16 protein-coding genes are annotated in these 18605 nt (G+C 73.4%); 9 read left to right on the plus strand and 7 right to left on the minus strand.

Annotation, left to right across the window (positions count from 1 at the left end):
• Positions 1-37 precede the first annotated feature (37 nt).
• Both JYK17_RS19285 and JYK17_RS19290 read right to left on the minus strand, forming a co-directional pair.
• Positions 38-1768, minus strand: coding sequence for a hypothetical protein (locus JYK17_RS19285; protein ID WP_222810876.1), 1731 nt, complete (start codon positions 1766-1768; stop codon positions 38-40).
• Between the two features lie 40 nt (positions 1769-1808).
• Positions 1809-2003, minus strand: a complete 195-nt coding sequence (locus JYK17_RS19290; RefSeq protein ID WP_016434155.1) for a hypothetical protein — start codon at positions 2001-2003, stop codon at positions 1809-1811.
• A 258-nt stretch (positions 2004-2261) separates the two neighbouring features.
• Between JYK17_RS19290 and JYK17_RS19295 the strand changes: the two genes are divergently transcribed.
• From JYK17_RS19295 to JYK17_RS19315, 5 genes are all read left to right on the plus strand, one after another.
• Positions 2262-2654 (plus strand): ankyrin repeat domain-containing protein, encoded by a 393-nt coding sequence (locus JYK17_RS19295; RefSeq protein ID WP_108011210.1) that lies wholly within the window; start codon positions 2262-2264, stop codon positions 2652-2654.
• Positions 2655-2955: 301 nt separating this feature from the next.
• Positions 2956-4374, plus strand: a complete 1419-nt coding sequence (locus tag JYK17_RS19300; RefSeq protein ID WP_108011208.1) for a HEAT repeat domain-containing protein — start codon at positions 2956-2958, stop codon at positions 4372-4374.
• A 216-nt stretch (positions 4375-4590) separates the two neighbouring features.
• Positions 4591-5736 carry a glycosyltransferase family 4 protein gene (locus tag JYK17_RS19305; protein ID WP_108011206.1) on the plus strand — a complete coding sequence of 382 codons (1146 nt, stop codon included), beginning with the start codon at positions 4591-4593 and terminating at the stop codon, positions 5734-5736.
• Positions 5733-6890: a glycosyltransferase gene (locus tag JYK17_RS19310; protein WP_108011204.1), complete on the plus strand. Its 1158-nt coding sequence runs from the start codon at positions 5733-5735 to the stop codon at positions 6888-6890. Before JYK17_RS19305 ends, JYK17_RS19310 begins: the two co-directional genes overlap by 4 nt.
• Complete coding sequence (locus JYK17_RS19315; protein ID WP_108011202.1) at positions 6887-7735, plus strand: SGNH/GDSL hydrolase family protein; 849 nt, start codon at positions 6887-6889, stop codon at positions 7733-7735. Before JYK17_RS19310 ends, JYK17_RS19315 begins: the two co-directional genes overlap by 4 nt.
• Before the next feature lie 118 nt (positions 7736-7853).
• On the opposite strand, the gene JYK17_RS19320 is transcribed toward JYK17_RS19315, so the two are convergent.
• The 5 genes from JYK17_RS19320 to JYK17_RS19340 form a co-directional block, all read right to left on the minus strand.
• The gene (locus tag JYK17_RS19320; RefSeq protein ID WP_108011200.1) at positions 7854-8723 is read right to left on the minus strand and encodes a 5-oxoprolinase subunit C family protein; all 870 of its coding nucleotides are present in this window, start codon (positions 8721-8723) and stop codon (positions 7854-7856) included.
• Positions 8720-9337, minus strand: coding sequence for a 5-oxoprolinase subunit PxpB (pxpB, locus tag JYK17_RS19325; RefSeq protein ID WP_108011198.1), 618 nt, complete (start codon positions 9335-9337; stop codon positions 8720-8722). The genes JYK17_RS19320 and pxpB overlap by 4 nt, the downstream gene beginning before the upstream one ends.
• Positions 9334-10092 carry a LamB/YcsF family protein gene (locus JYK17_RS19330; protein ID WP_108011196.1) on the minus strand — a complete coding sequence of 253 codons (759 nt, stop codon included), beginning with the start codon at positions 10090-10092 and terminating at the stop codon, positions 9334-9336. The genes pxpB and JYK17_RS19330 overlap by 4 nt, the downstream gene beginning before the upstream one ends.
• A gap of 68 nt (positions 10093-10160) precedes the next feature.
• Complete coding sequence (locus JYK17_RS19335; protein ID WP_108011194.1) at positions 10161-10982, minus strand: putative hydro-lyase; 822 nt, start codon at positions 10980-10982, stop codon at positions 10161-10163.
• Positions 10979-12274 carry an MFS transporter gene (locus tag JYK17_RS19340; RefSeq protein ID WP_108011192.1) on the minus strand — a complete coding sequence of 432 codons (1296 nt, stop codon included), beginning with the start codon at positions 12272-12274 and terminating at the stop codon, positions 10979-10981. Before JYK17_RS19340 ends, JYK17_RS19335 begins: the two co-directional genes overlap by 4 nt.
• 175 nt (positions 12275-12449) lie before the next feature.
• On the opposite strand from JYK17_RS19340, the gene JYK17_RS19345 reads away from it, so the two are divergent.
• The 4 genes from JYK17_RS19345 to JYK17_RS19360 all read left to right on the plus strand — a co-directional run.
• Entirely contained in the window at positions 12450-13154 is a 705-nt protein-coding gene (locus tag JYK17_RS19345; RefSeq protein WP_108011190.1) for a GntR family transcriptional regulator, read from the plus strand.
• Between the two features lie 95 nt (positions 13155-13249).
• Entirely contained in the window at positions 13250-14776 is a 1527-nt protein-coding gene (locus JYK17_RS19350) for a hypothetical protein (protein WP_108011188.1), read from the plus strand.
• A gap of 52 nt (positions 14777-14828) precedes the next feature.
• A complete protein-coding gene (locus JYK17_RS19355) occupies positions 14829-15719 on the plus strand; it encodes a hypothetical protein (RefSeq protein ID WP_108011186.1) in 891 nt (296 codons plus the stop codon).
• 37 nt (positions 15720-15756) lie between these two features.
• Positions 15757-18605 (plus strand): coiled-coil domain-containing protein (locus JYK17_RS19360; protein ID WP_504739976.1); only part of this gene is annotated, 2849 nt, incomplete at its 3' end.

An 18605-nucleotide genomic window follows, 5' to 3' on the forward strand; every position in this document is an offset into this window, starting at 1 on the left:
CCGGGGAGGCGGCATCCGCGCCCTGGGGCATCGCGCTCTACGGCGCCTCCGCCGCCACGGCTTCGGTGGAGAGCGGCTCCGTCTCGCGGTCCTCCTCGCCGACCGGTTCCTTCTTCATGTCGACGGGCTGCGCTCGGAATCGGCCCGCGTCAAGGGGTGCCGCCTCGACCGGTTCCGCGTCCTCGGCCGGGTCCGCGTCGAGAGGCTCCGCCTCGACCGGGTCGCTGGGCGCCGAATCGATCCGCTCCGCCTCGGCCGGAGTGGTCAGCGGCGGGAGCAGGGCCAGCACCGCCTCCCGGTCCGCCTCGCCGGTCTCGTCGTCGTACGGGTCCGGGGTCGAGGGAACCTGCAGCCGGTGCACCGGGCCCGCGCCCAGGCGGGCGTAGCCGCGGCCGGGCGGGACGTCGACGGCCGGGGTCGTGGCGGGCAGGGCGCCGAGAACGCCCGCCAGCTGATCGGCTGTCGCGGGCCCGAGCACGACACGCGCGCGTGTGTGCTGCCGTACGGCGTCGCTGAGGGCATCGGCGTTGTCGAACTGGTCGGCCACCACGACGGTCACGTTCGCCGCGCGGCCGTGCCGGAGGGGGACCTGGAGGAGGGACTGCGGATCCTTGCGGCCGTCCGCGGCCGCCAGGGGGACGAAGGCGCTCGGCCGGTCGAGCAGGAGCCACAGGGGACGCCTGGTGTCCTCCGGTGGCGGATGCCCGGCCTGGCGGGCGCGGTTCGCGGCGATCAGCCGGCGCTCCGTCTCGGTGGCGGCCCACTCCAGGCTCGCCAGCGCTCCGGTCAGACCGCACTCGACGGCCAGCACGCCCTCCCGTCCGGCGAGGCACGCGTACTCGCCGGTGCCCCCCTCGACGATCACCACGTCTCCGTGCTGGAGCGCCTGGAGGGCGATGGAGCGCAGCAGGCTGGTGGTGCCGCTGCCCGGCTGGCCCATGATCAGCAGATGGGGCTCGGTGGAGCGGACGCCGGTGCGCCAGACGACCGGTGGTACGTCGCGCCGCTCCTCGCCGTGGGTGAGCGGGAGCGTGCGCCTGACCTGGGTGGGGTCGGTGACGCCGAGCACCGTCTCCCCCGGAGCCGTGACGAATCGCTGGGCGGCGATGTCGGTGGGCAGCGGGGGCAGGACCGTGACGGTGAGGCGGTTGCCTTCCTCGTCCCAGGCGAAGTGGTACTCACGGCCGCGCCCGCACTTGGCGTGCAGCAGCTGCTCGATGCGGGTGCGGGAGTCGATCTCGCCGTCGGTGAAGTAGGCCGGGTAGCGGATCACCAGCTGGGTGACCCGGCCGGATTCGTCGAACGCGTACTCCGGGAACGCCTTGCCCCATTCGCCGCCGTGGGCATAGAGGGGGGAGGGGTCCCCGGCCAGCGAGAAGTACGGGACCAGGGCCTCGTAGAGCGATGAGAGGCGCTCGGCCTGGGACTCGTCGGGGCCTTCGGGCGCCGACGGTGTGCGCGGTTCCCGGCCGTGCCAGGCTGCCGCCGCCATCACGGAGATGACGGCGAGCAGCGGGCCGTACGGCAGGAGTGCCACGACCAGGACCACCGAGGCCGCCAGGAACAGCAGCGGCCCGCGCCGGTCCTTGGGCGTGTCGGCCCACTTGCGCCGCCCGGCACCAGCCAGCCGGCGCAGACCACGGGTGATCGAGATCAGCGGGTGGAGGACGTCGGTGGCGCTGTCGGCCGCCGTCCGGGCCAGCTCCCGGCCCCGGGCGATCTGCGCGCTGCCTGTGCTCAGGATGCGAGGGAGGGGGCGCCGAGCCACTGAAGTCTCCTGTCGGTGCGTACGGACGGGGCGGACGGCGTCAGAACTTGATGCCGCCCAGCAGGCTCGCGAGGCTCTCGCCGCCGGCCTTGATGCTCGGCGCGATCGCCGTACTCGCGAGATAGAAGCCGAACAGGGCCGAGACCAGGGCGTGCGACGCCTTGAGCCCGTCCTTGCGGAAGAAGAGGAAGACGATGATGCCGAGCAGGACCACGCCGGAGATGGACAAGATCATTTGAGTTCTCCTGGTTCACGGGGACAGTCACCATGAGTACTTCCAGGATCACAGCATGCATCCATACTATTAAAGGTGCAATTGGGTGAAATCCGGCTGATTTCGCCCAGATGGCCTGGTGTCCTGCACCGCTGGGACCGGTTCTCGCGTACGGCCGCGGCTGCGGTGATCCTTACCTCCGGCGAGGCACGTCATGTGCCGCTGAAGCCAGTACGCTGGCGATTCACCTGAACGGTTGCATGGAAGGCGGTCCGGCCGATGAGTGAAGCCCCCGACCCCGAGGTCGTGGAGCTGGCGACCAAGATCTTCGACCTGGCCCGGCAGGGACGGACCGAGGAGCTGGTGGCGTACGTCGACGCGGGTGTGCCGGCCAACCTCACCAACGACCGCGGTGACTCGCTCGTGATGCTCGCGGCCTACCACGGCCACGCCGACGCGGTGCGCGCCCTGCTCGCCCGCGGCGCCGAGGGCGACCGCATCAACGACCGGGGCCAGACCCCGCTCGCCGGTGCCGTCTTCAAGGGTGAGACGGAAGTGATCCGAGCCCTCCTCGAAGGAGGCGCGGATCCGGCCGCCGGCACCCCGTCGGCCGTCGACACGGCACGGATGTTCGGCAAGACGGAACTGCTCGACCTGTTCGGCGCACACTGATCCGTAGGTTCTGACCAGCGAAAACACCAAGAACGGGGGAGGCGGTACAGGGCCGCCGAAATATCGGTCGCGGCAGCACGAAGTGCCGGGTCATCATGACGTCGTGATTCACGGACGCGATGGCTGGGCAGGTGTTGCCGCACCGCGCGGGCCGTGAGCCGGTCCGCAAGGGCCACCGACGAGAGGCAGAGGAAGATGGTCTACAGCAAGCAAGAGACGGCGGGCGCCCCGACGTTGTGTCACGCGGCCAGGTAATGCGTGCTCCCCGGTTGCGTCGACGCTTGATGTGAGGCTGTTTCCCATGTTCGATCCGGTCATAGCGCCCAGCGGTACCCTGCTCGGCCTCCTGCAGAGGGGGCGTGGCGACGGCACGCTGCACGCACTCACCGCACCGCGCGCCGAGGCGCTCGCGGCACTGAACCACTGCGTGCTGCGTGATCCCCGCCACGACTGGCAGGTGGAGAACCGCTCCCTCTACTACGCCCGTCTCTACCTCGACCTGAACGGCGAGCTGGACGACATCGAGGCACACCTCTTCGACGTCGAGGACGTCTCCGACACCGAGGAGTGCCGTACGGGCCTGGCTCTCGCCGTGCTCGGCCATCTCGCCTCCTATGGCAGGCGGGACGCGCTCGAACTGCTGCGCAGGTACGCCGCGTCGGGCTCCAACTGGGCCTGGGCCCTGGATGAGCTGGCGCTCAGGGACGACGACGCCGGGCTGCGCGCCCTGGCCGCGCCCGTCCTGGCCCGCTTCCCGACCGATGCCGAGGGCGAGGCCGAACTGGCCTGCGTCGTGCGGGACGCCTTCGAGCCCCGGCCGTGGCGTCTGTGGGCCGAGGATCCGCGCGAATCGATCGCCACGCGCGTGCGTGCCGCCCAGGAAACCGGCTGCTTCGACCGCTGGCAGCGGCAGATGCGACCGTCCGGGCCCCGCCCCGGCTGGAGCGTGCAGGCCGTCTTCGAGTGGGCCCAGCAGGGCCTGGACCGCGGCGCCGCACTGCATGTACCGGCCGCCCGCTGCCTCACGGCGGTGGCCGGACCCGAGGACCGGGCCGAGATCGTGCAGGCCGCCAAGGACGGCACCGACGGAGCCCGCTGCACCGCCCTGCGCTATCTCGCCGACGGCAATGATCCCGACGCCCCCGGCCTCATCGAGCAAGCCGTGATGACCGGCTCCCCGGCCGTCGTGGAGGCCGCCGCCGACGCCTTCGAACGGATGCGCAGCGTCGCCGCCGTCGACCGGGCCCGTAGCTGGGTCCACCGGCCCGACGCCCTGGGCGCCTCCGCCGGGCGCATGCTCGCCTGTCGCGGCGGCGCCGCGGACAAGGACCTGGTCCTCGCCGCGCTGCGGGAAGCGGTACGGGGCGAAGGCCCCGACGCCCCCACCTTGTGGACCCTCGTCGACGGCACCGGCCGCCTGGGCATCGCCTGCGCCGCCCCCGTGCTGCGGCACATCTACCGCGAGACCGCCTCGTCCCATCTCCGCGGCCGCGCCGCACGCGCCCTGGCCGCCACCGACCCCTCCTTCCCGGCGGGCTTCGCCGTCGAGTGCCTCTGGGACTGCGAGGAGACCACCCGCGAGATCGCCGCCCGGCACGCCGAGACCGGTGACGCCCGAGTCGTCGAGCAGCTGCGCCGGCTCGCCGCCGATCCGGCCGAGGAGGCCGAGGTGCAGACCGCCGTACGAAGTCGCATCACACCCGACGGGCCCGCTGTTTGAGCCGGCCCCTCACCTGTTCTCCTGGTGGCACCGGGCGGTATTGAGCGGCACCGGGCGGCGGCACGGTGACCGGATGAACAGCGGGTGACCCGCGGGTCAGGCGGTCATGGACACGGCCTGACCTGCTCGGGTGTGCGCGGGAACGCTCACGGGACGTTCATCGTTCGCATAGATCCACGTTGACGCGGGCACGTCCAGTGCGGCGAGAACACGGGTATGCGTGTCGTCATCGTGACCGAATCCTTTCCCCCCGACGTGAACGGCGTGGCCCACTGCGCGCTCCAGACCGCCCGGCACCTCGCAGATCGCGGTCACCTCCCCCTCGTCGTCGCTCCGGCAAGCACCGCACTCGTCGGCCGCGCCGGTACCGGGCCCGACGCCCAGGCGCCGTGCCCCGTCGTCCGAGTCCCCTCCCTACCGCTCCCGGGCTATCCCCAGGTCCGGGTCGCCCTGCCCAGCCGCCGCCTGGCCGCGGCAGTCGCCGGGCACCGGCCCGACGTCGTCCACCTGGCCAGCCCCTTCGTCCTCGGCGTCCGCGGCATGGCGGTCGCCGCCCGGTGCGGCGTGCCGGCCGTCGCCGTCTACCAGACGGACCTGGCCGGATACGCCCGTACCTACATGGGCGCCGGCGAGGCGACGGCCTGGCGGCGCATCCGCTCCGTGCACGCCGCCGCCGACCTCACCCTCGCCCCCTCCAGCGCCTCGCTGCGCGACCTGGAGGCCCACGACGTGCCCCGGGTCAAGCTCTGGCCCCGCGGCGTGGACACCGCCCGCTTCCGCCCCGAGCTGCGCGACGGGTCCCTGCGCCGTGAACTCGCCCCGAACGGCGAGCTGATCGTCGGATACGTCGGCCGGCTCGCACCCGAGAAGCACATCGAGCTCCTGGCCGGCGTGTGCGGGCTCGACGGCGTCAAGGTCGTCGTCGTGGGCGACGGCCCGAGCCGGCCCAGCCTGTCCGAGGCCCTGCCGGGCGCCGTCTTCCTCGGCCGCCGCACCGGTGACGACCTCGCCCGGATCTACGCCTCGCTGGACCTGTTCGCCCACACCGGGCCCTTCGAGACCTTCTGCCAGACCGTGCAGGAGGCCATGGCGAGCGGCCTCCCCGTGGTCGCGCCGGCCGTCGGCGGCCCCCTCGATCTCGTCGCCCACGGGCGCACCGGGCTGCTGGTGCCGCCCCGCGACGCCGACGCCGTACGCGAGGCCGTGCGGTCCCTGATGGCCGACCCGGCCCGGCGGGCCGCCTTCGGCGCCACCGCGCGCGCCACGGTCGAGGGACGCACCTGGGCGGCGGTGGGCGATCAGCTGATCGGGCACTACGCGGATGTGCTCGCCGCGCGCAGGAAGACGGCGGTGGCGGCATGAGCTCCCTGCGGATCGTGCGCCTGGCGAACTTCGTCGCCCCCGCCTCCGGCGGTCTGCGCACCGCCCTGCGCGAACTGGGCAAGGGCTTCCGGGCGGCCGGGCACGAGCCCGTGCTGATCGTGCCCGGCGAGCGCGCCGACGACCGCGACACCGAGCAGGGGCGCGTCATCACCCTGCCCGGGCCGCTGCTGCCCGGCACGGGCGGCTACCGCGTCCTCACCGACAAGCGGCGCGTGGCACGGGTCCTGGAGGAGCTGGAGCCGGACCGGCTCGAGGTCTCCGACCGTACGACCCTGCGCTGGACCGGCAAGTGGGCGCGACGTGCCCGCGTGCCCGCCGTGATGGTCTCCCACGAGACCGCAGACGGCGTCCTGCGCACCTGGGGCCTGCCGGAGGGTGCGGCCCGGCGCACCGCCGACGCCCTCAACGTGCGTACGGCACACACGTACGCGCGCGTGGTGTGCACCACCGAGTTCGCCGAGCGGGAGTTCGTGCGGATCGGAGCCCGCAACGTCGTACGCGCTCCTCTGGGCGTCGACCTCGTGCAGCGGCACCCCGCGCTGCGCGACCCGGGGCTTCGCGCACGGTACGCGCGCGAGGACGAGACGCTGCTCGTCACCTGCACCCGGCTTTCCGTGGAGAAGCGGCCGGGCACGGCGCTGGACGCCCTGGAGTCGCTGCTGCGGCGGGGCAGGCGGGCGGTGCTGGTGGTGGCCGGGGACGGACCGCTGCGCCCGCGGCTCGAACAGCGGGCGCGTGAGCGCGGGTTGCCGGTCACCTTCCTCGGCCACGTCCACGACCGCGTCGTCCTGGGCACGCTCCAGGCCTCCGCCGACGTGTGCCTGGCGCCCGGACCCGCCGAGACGTTCGGACTGGCCGCGCTGGAGGCGATGGCCTGCGCCACACCCGTCGTGGTGAGCACCTCGTCCGCGCTGCCCGAGGTGGTCGGCTCCGCCGGGGCCGTCGCGGCGGACCACGGGGACGCCTTCGCGGACGCCGTGGACATGCTCCTCGACCTGCCCGAGCGGGAGCGGCGCGGGGCGGCACGCGCGCGTGCGGAGTGCTTCGGCTGGGACACGGCCGTGGAGGCGTTCCTCGCCGCACACGACGCGACGGCGACGGCGCGTCCCTTCGTTCCCGGGGGCGTGGCATGAGACCGGTGCGCTTCGTCGCTCTCGGGGACTCGCTGACCGAGGGCGTGGGCGATCCCGTCGGGGACGGGTGGCGCGGCTGGGCCGCGCTGCTCGCCGACGGGCTTGCCGAGGACCGCGTCGAGTTCACCAACCTCGCGGTCAGCGGCGCACAGACCCGCGAGGTGCTGGAACTGCAGACCCCGGCCGGCCTCGAACTGAGGCCCGACATCGCCTCCGTGGTCATCGGCGTCAACGACACCCTGCGCTGCACCTTCGACATCCACGCCGTCGCCGAACGGCTCGACAAGGTCTACGCCGCCTTCACCGGGCAGGGCGCGACCCTGCTCACCGCCTGTCTGCCCGACCCCGGCTCGATGCTCGGGCTGCCGGGTGCGCTGGCCCGTCCACTGGCCCGGCGGCAGCGAGCGGTCAACCGGGTGGTGCACGCGCTCTCCGACCGCTACGGCGCCGTCCACCTGCATGCCGCCGAGGCCGACTGGATCACGGACCGTGCGATGTGGAGCGCGGACCGGCTGCACCCCGGCGAGCAGGGGCACCGGCAACTGGCCCTGCGCTTCCACGCGTTGCTGGCGGAGGCGGACCTGGCGGCAGGCCCGGCCCCCTCACCCGAACCCCAGTTCCCGGCTCCCACCACCTCGGCGAGCCTGCTGTGGCTGGCGACGGCGGGAACCGGGTGGGTCGCCCGGCGGTGCACCGACCTACTACCTCAACTGCTACGGCTCGCCGCCGATGAGATGCGGCACCGGGCGCGGGGGACGAGTGCGCGGCTGGACCTGCGGGCCGCGGCCGCGGTGTCCGCGGCGCTGGCTGCGGTGTCGGTGGTGGAGCAGCCCGATGCGGTGTAGCTGTGCGGGTCGGGTGGGAGTGGGGTGCCCTGAGTGGCTCGGTGCGGCTTCGTCGTGGCTGGTCGCGCGCACGCGGCGGAGCCGCATATCGGATGGGGCCCCGCGCCCCTTCAGGGCGTCAGTGGTGACGTTTGTTGATGAAGCGGAGCGGGGTGCCAGGTGCTGCCTGGGCTGTTGCCGGGAGGTCGTGCGGGTGGACCACCGCGATCACCGGGTAGCCCCCGGTGGTCGGGTGGTCCGCCAGGAAGACCACCGGGCGGCCGTCCGGAGGGACCTGGACCGCGCCCAACACCATGCCCTCGCTGGGGAGTTCGCCCGGTACGGCCCGGTCGAGGGCGGGTCCTTCCGTGCGCAGGCCGATGCGGTTGCTGGCGGAGGACACCCGGTACGTGCGGGACGTGAAGGTGCGCAGGGCCTCCGGGGTGAACCAGTCGTCGCGCGGGCCCGGCGTCACGCGCAGGACCAGCTCGGCCGGGGGAGCGGGCTGCGGAGCGACGTCCACGCGCGCGTGCACGTCCGCCGGCGTTCCCAGGGGCAGCACCGTGCCGTCCGCGAGCGGCGCCGGCCCCAGACCGGAGAGGAGGTCCGTCGAGCGGCTGCCGAGCACCGGCTCGACGGCGATGCCACCGGAGACGGCCACATAGCCGCGCACTCCGGACGCGACCGCTCCGACGTCCAGGAGCGCACCGGCCGACACCCGCACCGGAGCCCCCCAGGCGACCGGCCGTCCGTCCACCGAGACGGGGCAGGGGGCGCCCCCGACAGCGACGGTGACGGCCGAACGTGGCCGTACGGCACAGCCGTTGACGGTGGTCTCCAGGACGGCTGCTTCCGGAGGGTTGCCCACGAGCCGGTTGACCAGCGCCGCGGTGGGCCCGTCGAGCGCCCCGGAGCGGGGCACGCCGAGATGTGCGTGCCCGGGGCGTCCGCGATCCTGCACGGTGGTCAGTGCCCCGGCCCGTACGACGACGAGCGCCCGGTCCGTCATGAGCCGTCCACCGGGACGAAGCGCACGCGCGTGCCGGGCGACAACAGCGCGGCCGGCACGCGCGCGTGGTCCCACAGAACGGCGTCCGTGCGCCCGATCAGCTGCCAGCCGCCCGGCGACGAGCGCGGATACACGCCCGTGTACGGGCCCGCCAGCGCCACCGAACCGGCCGGGACGGCCGTGCGCGGAGTGGCCCGGCGCGGAACGTTGTAGCGCCGCGGAAGACCCGTGAGGTAGCCGAAGCCGGGCGCGAACCCGCAGAAGGCGACGGTGAATTCGGCGTCCGCGTGGATGCGGGCCGCCTCCTGCTCCGGCACGCCCCAGTGCGCGGCGACCTCGGCCAGGTCCGGGCCGTCGTAGCGCACCGGGATCTCGATCGCATCCCGCGCGCGTGGGGGAGCGGGGGGTACCTCGGAGGCGGTCAGTTCCGACGCCAGACGGGCCGGGTCGTCGAGGCCGTCGAGCAGGACGGTGCGGGCCGCGGGAACGATCTCACGGACCGTGAGCAGGCCTTCCGCGCGGCGACGCAGCAGATCGGCGTGCAGGGCCTGCGCCTCGTGACCGGAGGACACCTCGACGAGCAGGGCGCTGTCCCCCACGGGAAGTGCCCTCATGCGAAGGCCTCCACCGTCACGCCCGACTCCTGCAGGCGCCGCCGCACCAGCAGGGCCAGTTCCACGGCGCCCGGTGTGTCCCCGTGCAGGCACAGAGAACGCGCGCGTACGTCGACCGGCGACCCGGCGTGGGAGGTGACCGTGCCGAACCGGGCCAGCCCCACCGAGCGTTCCACCACCGTCTGCGGATCGGTGACCACGGCGCCGTCCTGGCCGCGCGGCACGAGCGTGCCCTCGGCGGTGTACCCGCGGTCGGCGAACGCCTCCGCCACCGTCGCGAGGCCCGCCTTGACGGCGTACTCCAGAAGCCGCGAACCCGGCAGGCCGAGCACGGGCAGGGCGGGGTCGGCGAGCTGCACCCCCTCCACGACCGCGGCGGCCTGCTCCTCGTCGTGCACGACGCGGTTGTAGAGCGCGCCGTGCGGCTTGACGTACGACACGCGCGTGCCCGCCGCGCGTGCGAAGACCTCCAGGGCACCGATCTGGTACGCCACTTCGGCGGCGAGTTCGGCGGGCGGCACGTCCATGGCGCGCCGCCCGAATCCCGCCAGGTCCCGGTAGGAGACCTGGGCACCGATCCGCACGCCGCGCTCGGCCGCGAGCTCGCACACCCGCCGCATGGTGGCGGCGTCCCCGGCGTGGAAGCCGCAGGCCACGTTGGCGCTGGTGACGACGGACAGCAGCTGCTCGTCGTCGGTCAGCCGCCAGCGGCCGAAGCCCTCGCCGAGGTCGGCGTTCAGATCGATCGAGGTCATGGATCTCCTTCGGTTCCTCTCAGTTCGCGCCGAGCTGTTCGTCGCACCGCCTGGTGCCGCATCGCGCGTCAGGCCACGCGGTACTGCTCGTCGCGGGCGTCGGTCAGGAACATCTGTCCCGGTGCGTGGGTGATCGCGAAGGGCGGGCGCGAGGCCATCACCGCCGCCTGCGGGGTCACCCCGCAGGCCCAGAACACCGGGATGTCGTCCGGTTCGGCGTCCACCGGGTCGCCGAAGTCGGGTCGGCCGAGGTCCTCGATGCCGAGCGCCGTGGGATCGCCGCAGTGCACGGGGCTGCCGTGCACCGCCGGGAGCAGGCTGCTCTCCCGGAGCGCCGCCGCGAGGTGCACCGGCGGCACCGGCCGCATCGACACCACCAGCGGTCCGTGCAGCCGCCCCGCCGGGCGGCACTGACGGCTGGTCACGTACATCGGGACGTTGCGGCCCTGCTCGATGTGGCGGATCGGGACGCCCGCCCCGGCGAGCGCCCACTCGAAGGTGAAGCTGCAGCCGATGAGGAACGACACCAGATCGTCCCGCCAGTGCGCGCGTACGTCCGTGGGCTCGTCCACCAACTCACCGTCCTGCCACACCCGGTAGCGCGGCAGATCGGTGCGCAGGTCCGCGCCCTCGGCGAGGACGGTCGTGACGTCGCCGGCGTCCGTGACGTCGAGCACCGGGCACGGCTTGGGGTTGCGCTGGCAGAACAGCAGGGTGTCGTAGGCCCAGTCGGCCGGCACCGAGATCAGATTGACCTGGGTGTGCCCGGCCGCGACCCCGGCGGTGGGGCCGGTGAGCCCTTCGCGGAACCGGGCCCGGGCGGTTTTCGGGCTCCACGCGTGCGCGTGCCCGTCGACGGCGGTCAGCGGCCGGTCTTCCGTACGGTTCACGCCAGTTCCCTCCCCCGGGTCTCCGGCAGCCCCAGCAGCGCCAGGGCCGCGATGCCGTAGCCGATCGCGCCGAACACGAGCGCCCCGCCCACGCCCCAGCTGTCGGCGAGGAAGCCGACCGTGGTGGGGAAGACGGCGCCGACCGCGCGTCCGGTGTTGTACGTGAAGCCCTGTCCGGTGCCGCGCACGGCCGTCGGGTACAGCTCGCTCAGGTAGGAGCCGAAGCCGCTGAAGATCGCCGACATGCAGAACCCGAGCGGGAAACCGAGCACCAGGAGCAGGGTGTTGGCGCCCTGCGGGATGTTCGCGTACGCCAGGATGCAGATCGCCGACAGCAGGGCGAACAGCCAGATGTTGCGCTTGCGGCCCAGCCGGTCCGTGAGGTAACCGCCGGTCAGATAGCCCAGGAAGGCGCCGGAGATCAGGAACGTCAGATAGCCGCCGGTACCGACCACCGACAGGCCACGGTCGCTCTTGAGGTATGTCGGCACCCAGGTGGCCAGTGTGTAGTAGCCGCCCTGGACGCCTGTGGAGAGCAGCCCGGCGAAGATCGTGACGCGCAGCAGGCCCGGCTTGAAGATGGCCGCGAACGAGCCTTTCCGGGCGCTCTTCTCGCGTACGGCGACCGCCTCGGGGGCGTCGTGCACCCGGCGCCGCATCCAGATCACCAGCAGGGCCGGCAGCGCGCCCGTCCAGAACATGATGCGCCAGGCCAGGTCGTCGCCGGCGAACGAGAAGACCAGCGTGTAGACGACCGCGGCCAGTGCCCAGCCCACGGCCCACGAACTCTGGACCGCGCCGAGGGTGCGGCCGCGGTGCCGGGCGCTCGCGTACTCGGCGACGAGGATCGCGCCGACGGCCCACTCGCCGCCGAAGCCGAGGCCCTGCAGGGCCCGGAAGACCAGCAGCGTCTCGAAGTTGGGTGCGAAGCCGCAGGCCACGGTGAAGATCGCGTAGGTGACCACCGTGATCATCAGTGCCCTGACCCGGCCGAACCGGTCCGCCACCACCCCCGCGAGGGCGCCGCCGACGGCGGACACCACGAGCGTGACGGTCGTGAAGAGGCCGGTCTGGCCGCTGTCCAGGCCGAAGTACGCCGCCAGCGCGACCATGCTCAGGGGCAGCGTGAAGTAGTCGTAGGAGTCCAGGGCATAGCCGCCGAACGCGCCCGCGAAGGCGCGGCGGCCACGCGGCCCGAGGGCGCGCAGCCAGCCCAGAGCGCCGTCGTCGAGGGCGTGTTCATCCGTTCCGGGCTGTGCGGTCAGGGCCTGCGGTGAAGGGGTCGTGCTCATGGGCACCTCGCAGTGGGAGGACGGAGGGTGCATCAGGAGTTCGCCGTGCCGTGCGTGAGCGGTCGGGCGCCTCGGGGTGGGGGGGCGGCGCCGTTCGTAGCAACGTAGAGGATCGTTCAACGATCCTTCAATACCCATGTTGTTTCGTTCTTGTATCTGCGATTGAATTCCGGGCATGGCAGAGCAGCTGACCGGACTGGCCGACGACCGGGCTCTCCTGGGGCGCACCAGTACCGCCGAGCGTGTCTCGGACATCCTCAGGGGCCGTATCGCGGAAGGGTTCTTCCCGCCCGGCACCCGGCTGTCGGAGGACAGCATCGGCGGTGCGCTGGGGGTCTCCCGCAACACACTGCGCGAGGCGTTCCGCCTGCTCACCCACGAACGCCTGCTCGTCCACGAGCTCAACCGGGGAGTCTTCGTCCGGGTCCTGACCGTCGAGGACGTCGAGGACATCTACCGCACCCGCCGCCTCGTCGAGTGCGCCGTCGTCCGCAGCCTCGGCGAGGCGCCCTACGACCTGGAGGCGCTCGCCGCGGTCGTCGAGGAGGGCGCGAAAGCGGCGCGCGAAGGTGACTGGAAAGGACTGGGTACGGCCAATATCCACTTCCACCGCGAACTGGTCGCCCTCGCCGGCAGCGCCCGGACCGACGAGCTGATGCGCAGCGTCTTCGCCGAACTGCGCCTCGCCTTCCACGTCGTGGACGACCCCAAGCGCCTGCACGAGCCCTACCTCGCCCGCAACCGCCAGATCCTCCAGGCCCTGCAGGCGGGCGACCGCTCGGCGGCCGAGGAGATGCTCGCCATCTACCTCGACGACTCCCTGGAGCGCGTCGTCGACGTCTACCGCAGAAGGGTCGGAGAGGGCGAAGCCCTCCTCTGAACAACGGCTCACCACCGCTGGTCGCCCGCCCGGCCGCCGGGCGGCGATCCGTGCCGTTTGGGTCGTTGTCAGACCCAGGACCTAGTCTGTGCACCGTGACTTCGCCTGCTCCGACGGACCGTGTTCCGCCCCAGCTCAGCGCGGGGCCGCGCCCCGCACCGGGCCCGGCCGCCGACGAGGGACTGGCGCGCCGCCTGCGCGCGCTCGCCTGCACCGCACCGCTGCACGACCTCGACACCCGCAAGGCCAACCTCGCGGGGGAGTACTCGGTCTACGGCATGGCGGAGGTGGCCCTCGCCGCCATCGACCTGGTCACGCTCAACATGGACTTCGACACGGGCGCCGACCACGACCAGATAGTGGCCCGGCTCATCCCGCGCATCGCCGCCCAGGCCCCGCAGCGGCCCGTCGCCGAGCACGAGCGCGTCGCCCGCTGGGTGCTGGAGAACCTGATCAACGTCGGCAGCGTCGACCGAGGCTTCAGGGCGGTCTACGGCACCTTCACCACCGACGGCAGCTACGTCCGCCGTGACTACGACTTCAAACTGATCGAGGAAGTGCCGGGCCCCGGCGGCACCGTCTACCTCCGCACGACGGACGAGGCGGTCAACGTCCTGGTCGGCGCCCTGGACACGGACGTCACCAGCGCCCAGATCGCCGCCGAGGTCAAGCTGGAGGTCCTGATCAACAGGGGCCGCCTCGCCGACGCCCAGCTCGCGGCCGAACAAGCCCGCTACCGCACGGTGCAGTATTCGGAGAGCCTGCGCCGGGCCCTCGACGCGACCCGCCGCAACGTCCGGGCGGTGGACTGGCTGAACGCCGTGCCGGACATGATCGCCGAGGCCCTGGACCACGTGGCCGACCGCTACCGCCACGAGAACGCGATCCTCACCAACATCCGCAAGGCCCGCGACGAGACCGAGGACGCCGAGCACAAGCGGCGAGCGGCCGAGCTCGTGGACATCGTGAAGGACTGCATCCGCAGGCACACACAGCTGCAGTCACGGCTCCTGGAGGCCGGCCCGCTGTTCCGCGCCGAACAGGACCGGCAGGCCTTCGCCACACCCCTGGCCTCGTCCGGGATCGACCTCTACGGCCATCTCCTCGCCCCCGCCCTGCCGTTGCCGCTGGAGCAGGCCGTCCACGTCACGGACGCGTTCTTCGCGCGCGGGACGGGATTGCGCACACCGGTGTCCGTCCGGGTGTCGGACCTGGTCGACATCCTGCTGACCCCTCCGGTGGAGCGGGAACACCTGGGCGCGGAGATGCCGGAGCCGGACCTCATCGCCACACCGGACGACAGCCGGTTCAGCGAGGAGCAGCTGGCAGCGGCCACCGAGCTGCTGGATCTGCCGGCGGACGCGCCGCGCCGGCTGTCGGGGCTGCTGGCCGAAGCGCGCCGCCGCGACCCCGATCTGCCGTATCTGGTCGCCCTGCTGGCCGTGCACGCGGCCAGCCCGCCCGTGGGCACGGCCTACCGCCAGGGCGAGGAGAAGCTGCTGTTCGCCGTGGACGACGGGACGGAGCTGGACGACCCCGAGTTCGGCGGCGCCGACCTCATCGTCGGCACCGCACTGCTGGACGCGGCAGGGATGGCGGCCGACAGGACGGAGGCGGCGTGAACGGCTTCGGGCAGCGTACGGACAAGTGTGAATGCAGCAAGGAGCGACAGCCGTGACCGAGCACGTCGAGTGGAGCGAGCCGGACAGCGGTGCGGCGCCGCCGGCCGCCGCCCCCGTCACGCCGGCCGACACCGCCGACGCCGCGCGCCTGGTCGCGTTCGGCCTGCAGCCCAAGCTGCAGCCCGCGCGGGACCAGGAGTACGCCGAGCTGCTGCGCCGCTACCGCGAGGACCCTCCGTTCGCACGGCTCGCCGACGCCGTGGCCACCGGGCTCGGACTCGTGGTGCTGGAGGTCTCCCCGCGCGCGGGCATGGCCGTCACGGCCGCCGAGGACTCGGTGTTCGCCGTCCGCATGGGCGACTACGCCCGTCGTACGTCCGCCGACGGCGGTGACCGCTTCCTGCACGGCCTGGCCCATCTCGCCATCGCCGCCATGGCGTTCCCGCGCCCCGAGGACCTGGCCGACGACGGATACATCGGCCGCGTCTCCGTCAACGGCGTCGACACCTTCGTACGACAGGCCTGCCGCCGTCTGGAGGAGCGCGCGGAGCAGCACGGCGACAACACCGATCCGGCCACCGACGCACCCGGCCTGGAGGCCGCGTGGCGGATCTGGGTCAGACGCAGCGCGACCGGCGCCACCAAGGACGCCCGCAGACTGGCCGGTTCGACCACCGGCATCGTCGGCAAGGCCGCGGCGTTCCTGACCGACTCCGGCTTCCTGCAGCGCACCGGCGACGACAACGGCGGTACGTACCGCACGACCTCCCGCTACCAGCTCCAGGTCCGGGACATGGCGGGCAGCGCCGCGATGGCCGAGCTGCTGGAACTGGGCGTCGTCCCGGTCACCGACGGCACACCGACCCTGCTGCCCGCCCAGGACACCGACGACCTGGACCTGGCCGCCGACGCCGGACTGCCGTTCCACTCGTCCCGCTCCTGAACGTCCCCCACCTGCCGAAGACTTACGAGAGTCCGCCATGTACGAGCTGTCCCGGGTCCGCCTCTACTCCATCGGCCCCGCCGGTGCGCGCTACGCCGACACCGTGCTTGACCTGCGCGGCGTCGGCGAACCCGTACCCGACCCCGCGCCCACCCAGGCGGAGTTCTTCGAGGAGGAGCCGTCCGGCCCGCCCCGCCGCCCCGCACCCGCCGGCGTGCTCTTCCTGGAGAACGGCGGCGGCAAGTCCGTGCTGCTCAAGCTGATCTTCTCCGTGATGCTGCCGGGTCACCGCAACACCCTCGGCGGCGCCAGCTCGGGCGTGCTGCGCAAGTTCCTGCTCGCCGACGACTGCGGGCACGTGGCCCTGGAATGGCAGCACACGCTGACCGGCGAGTGTGTCGTCGTCGGCAAGGTCAGCGAGTGGCGCGGGCGGCAGGTCTCCAACGACCCACGGAAGTTCGCCGAGGCCTGGTACTCCTTCCGGCCCGGCCCCGGCCTGGCCCTGGACAACCTGCCCGTCGCCGAGGCCACCGCCGTGCGGCCCGTCACCGAGGGCCAGTCGGGCGCACAGGGCCGCCGGCGCACCATGAAGGGCTTCCGAGACGCCCTCACCGAGGCGGGCAAGGCGTACCCCCACCTGGAAGTGCACTGGGAGGAGATCCACGACCGGTGGATCGAGCACCTCGGCGACCTCGGTCTCGACCCCGAACTCTTCCGCTACCAGCGGGAGATGAACGCCGACGAGGGCGAGGCGGCCGGCCTCTTCGCGGTCAAGAAGGACTCCGACTTCACCGACCTGCTGCTGCGCGCCGTCACCGACACCCGGGACACCGACGGCCTCGCCGACCTGGTCGGCGGCTTCGGCAACAAGCTCGGCCGACGTGCCGAACTGATCGCCGAACGGGACTTCACCGCAGGGTCGGTGGACCTGCTCGGACGCATCGTCGAGGCCGCCGAGGCCCGCGCACGCGCGCGTGACATCCACACCGCCGCCGAACGGCGTACGCGCGCCCTGGCCCGCCGGCTGTCCGCGCGCGGCGTGCAGGAGCGGGGCAGGGCCGCCGACCTCGCCCAGCGCGTCACTGCGGCCGCCTACGCGGTCACCCACTCCGAGTCGGCCCGCGAGCGCAGCGCCCTGATCGCCGCCGAACTCGCCTACCGCAACGCCTCCCTGGCGCTCGGCGCCGCCGAGAAGTCCGCCGCGGCACAGAAGCGCGAACTCGCCGACGCGCGCACCCTGCACTCCGCCTGGCAGGCCGCCGAGGCGGTGCTGCGCCACCGCGCCGCCGCCGACCGGGTCGCGCGCGTGACCGCCGCGATCCAGGAGGCCGAGCGGGATGCCGCCCCCGCCCTCGCCGCCCGCACCAAGGCCGCCGTCGATCTCGTCCGAGCCCTCCACGCGGCCGCGGAGCGCGCCGAGAGCCTCGCCAACGAGGAGGAGGAGCGGTCCGCCGCACTGCAGGAAGCCGGCGAGGCCGCCTACCGTGACTCGACCGCCGCCGCCACGGAGGCGCAGCGGGCCCGCAGCGAGGTCGGGCATCTGCGCCAGCGCCTGACCGAGGTCGAGCAGGAGACGGCCGAGGCGGTGCGCGCGGGATGGCTCGACGACAGCGCGCCCGACGCCGACCCGGCCCGCGCCGCCCTCGCGGCCAGCGACGCCGAGAAGACGGCGGTCGCCGCCTGGGACACGGCGCGCGAGGCATCGCACCGGGCCGCGGAGCACGCGCGCGAGGCGGCCTCCACGGAGTCCCGTGCCGAGCTGACGGCGGCTCGCGCGGCGGACGCGGCCACCGCCGCCGAGCGGTCCTACGAGGCCGAGCGCCGCATCGCCGAAGCGCTGGCCGCGGAGGAGCGGCTCGCCGAACTGCTGAGCGTCTCCGGCGCCGACCGACCCACCACCGTCCCACGGCCCCGGCAGGAGACCGAGAGCGACCAGGCGGCGCTGACCCCCGAGGAGCTCGACCGTTTCGCCGACGAACTGCGCGAACTGCTCGACGACTCCGTCTCGTCCGCCGAACGGCAGCTCTTCGAACTGCGCACCGCCGCGGCCGACGACGCCCGGATCCTCGGCGCGCTCGGAGACGGAGGGCTGCTGCCGCCCGGCCCGGACGTACTGGCCACCGTGGAGTTCCTCGGCGAGCACGGCATCCCGGCACTGCCCGGCTGGCGCTACCTCGCCCAGGCCGTCGACCCCGCCGACCACGCGCGCGTGCTGGCCGCCCGGCCGGAACTCGTTGACGGCGTGATCATCACCGATCCCGACACCCACAGCCGCGCCCGCGAGACCCTCCGAGATGCGGCCCTGCTGCCGCGCTCGACCGTGGCCGTCGGCACCGCCGCCGCCCTCCTCGCGCCCACCCCGGCCACGGACTCGGGCGACGGCGGCGACGGCAGCGTCTTCCTCGTACCGCCGAACCCGGCCATGCACGACGAGCACGCCGCCGACGAGGAACGGCAGGCCCTGCGCGCGCGGGCGGCCGAACGGGACGAGGAGATCAGGACGCTTGCCGCGCGCCTCGGCAAGGACCGGGAACTGGCGGCTCGCCTGGCCTCCTGGCGCACGGGCTGCCCGGCGGGCCGGCTCGTCGAACTGGCCCAGGCCGCGCGCGAAGCGCGCGCGTTCGCCGAGGAGGCCGAGACCGAGCTGGCCGAGGCGCGTGCGATCCGGGCCGAGGTCGATGAGACCGCCGCCGAGGCCGCGCAGGCGCGCGACGAGCGGCAGGAGGCCGCCCAGCGGGCCCGGCGCTCGGCCGACGCCCTCGCGGGGCTCGCCTTCCGGCTGCGCGAGCGGGCGGGCTGGCAGGTCAAGGTGCGCGAACTGGCCGACGAGGGCGCCGAGTCGGAAGCCCGCGCCCAGGCCTGTCTCGAGCGCGCCCGCGCCGCCGA

Origin of the sequence: Streptomyces plumbidurans (genome assembly GCF_019857225.1) — a bacterium.
In the GTDB taxonomy this organism is placed as follows: domain Bacteria; phylum Actinomycetota; class Actinomycetes; order Streptomycetales; family Streptomycetaceae; genus Streptomyces; species Streptomyces plumbidurans.

What these genes read in the sequence shown, in the direction of transcription:
- JYK17_RS19290 (WP_016434155.1), bottom strand. Translation starts at nt 2,003, where the DNA reads ATGATCTTGTCCATCTCCGGCGTGGTCCTGCTCGGCATCATCGTCTTC.
- JYK17_RS19295 (WP_108011210.1), top strand. Translation starts at nt 2,262, where the DNA reads ATGAGTGAAGCCCCCGACCCCGAGGTCGTGGAGCTGGCGACCAAGATC.
- JYK17_RS19300 (WP_108011208.1), top strand. Translation starts at nt 2,956, where the DNA reads ATGTTCGATCCGGTCATAGCGCCCAGCGGTACCCTGCTCGGCCTCCTG.
- JYK17_RS19305 (WP_108011206.1), top strand. Translation starts at nt 4,591, where the DNA reads ATGCGTGTCGTCATCGTGACCGAATCCTTTCCCCCCGACGTGAACGGC.
- JYK17_RS19310 (WP_108011204.1), top strand. Translation starts at nt 5,733, where the DNA reads ATGAGCTCCCTGCGGATCGTGCGCCTGGCGAACTTCGTCGCCCCCGCC.
- JYK17_RS19315 (WP_108011202.1), top strand. Translation starts at nt 6,887, where the DNA reads ATGAGACCGGTGCGCTTCGTCGCTCTCGGGGACTCGCTGACCGAGGGC.
- JYK17_RS19320 (WP_108011200.1), bottom strand. Translation starts at nt 8,723, where the DNA reads ATGACGGACCGGGCGCTCGTCGTCGTACGGGCCGGGGCACTGACCACC.
- pxpB (WP_108011198.1), bottom strand. Translation starts at nt 9,337, where the DNA reads ATGAGGGCACTTCCCGTGGGGGACAGCGCCCTGCTCGTCGAGGTGTCC.
- JYK17_RS19330 (WP_108011196.1), bottom strand. Translation starts at nt 10,092, where the DNA reads ATGACCTCGATCGATCTGAACGCCGACCTCGGCGAGGGCTTCGGCCGC.
- JYK17_RS19340 (WP_108011192.1), bottom strand. Translation starts at nt 12,274, where the DNA reads ATGAGCACGACCCCTTCACCGCAGGCCCTGACCGCACAGCCCGGAACG.
- JYK17_RS19345 (WP_108011190.1), top strand. Translation starts at nt 12,450, where the DNA reads ATGGCAGAGCAGCTGACCGGACTGGCCGACGACCGGGCTCTCCTGGGG.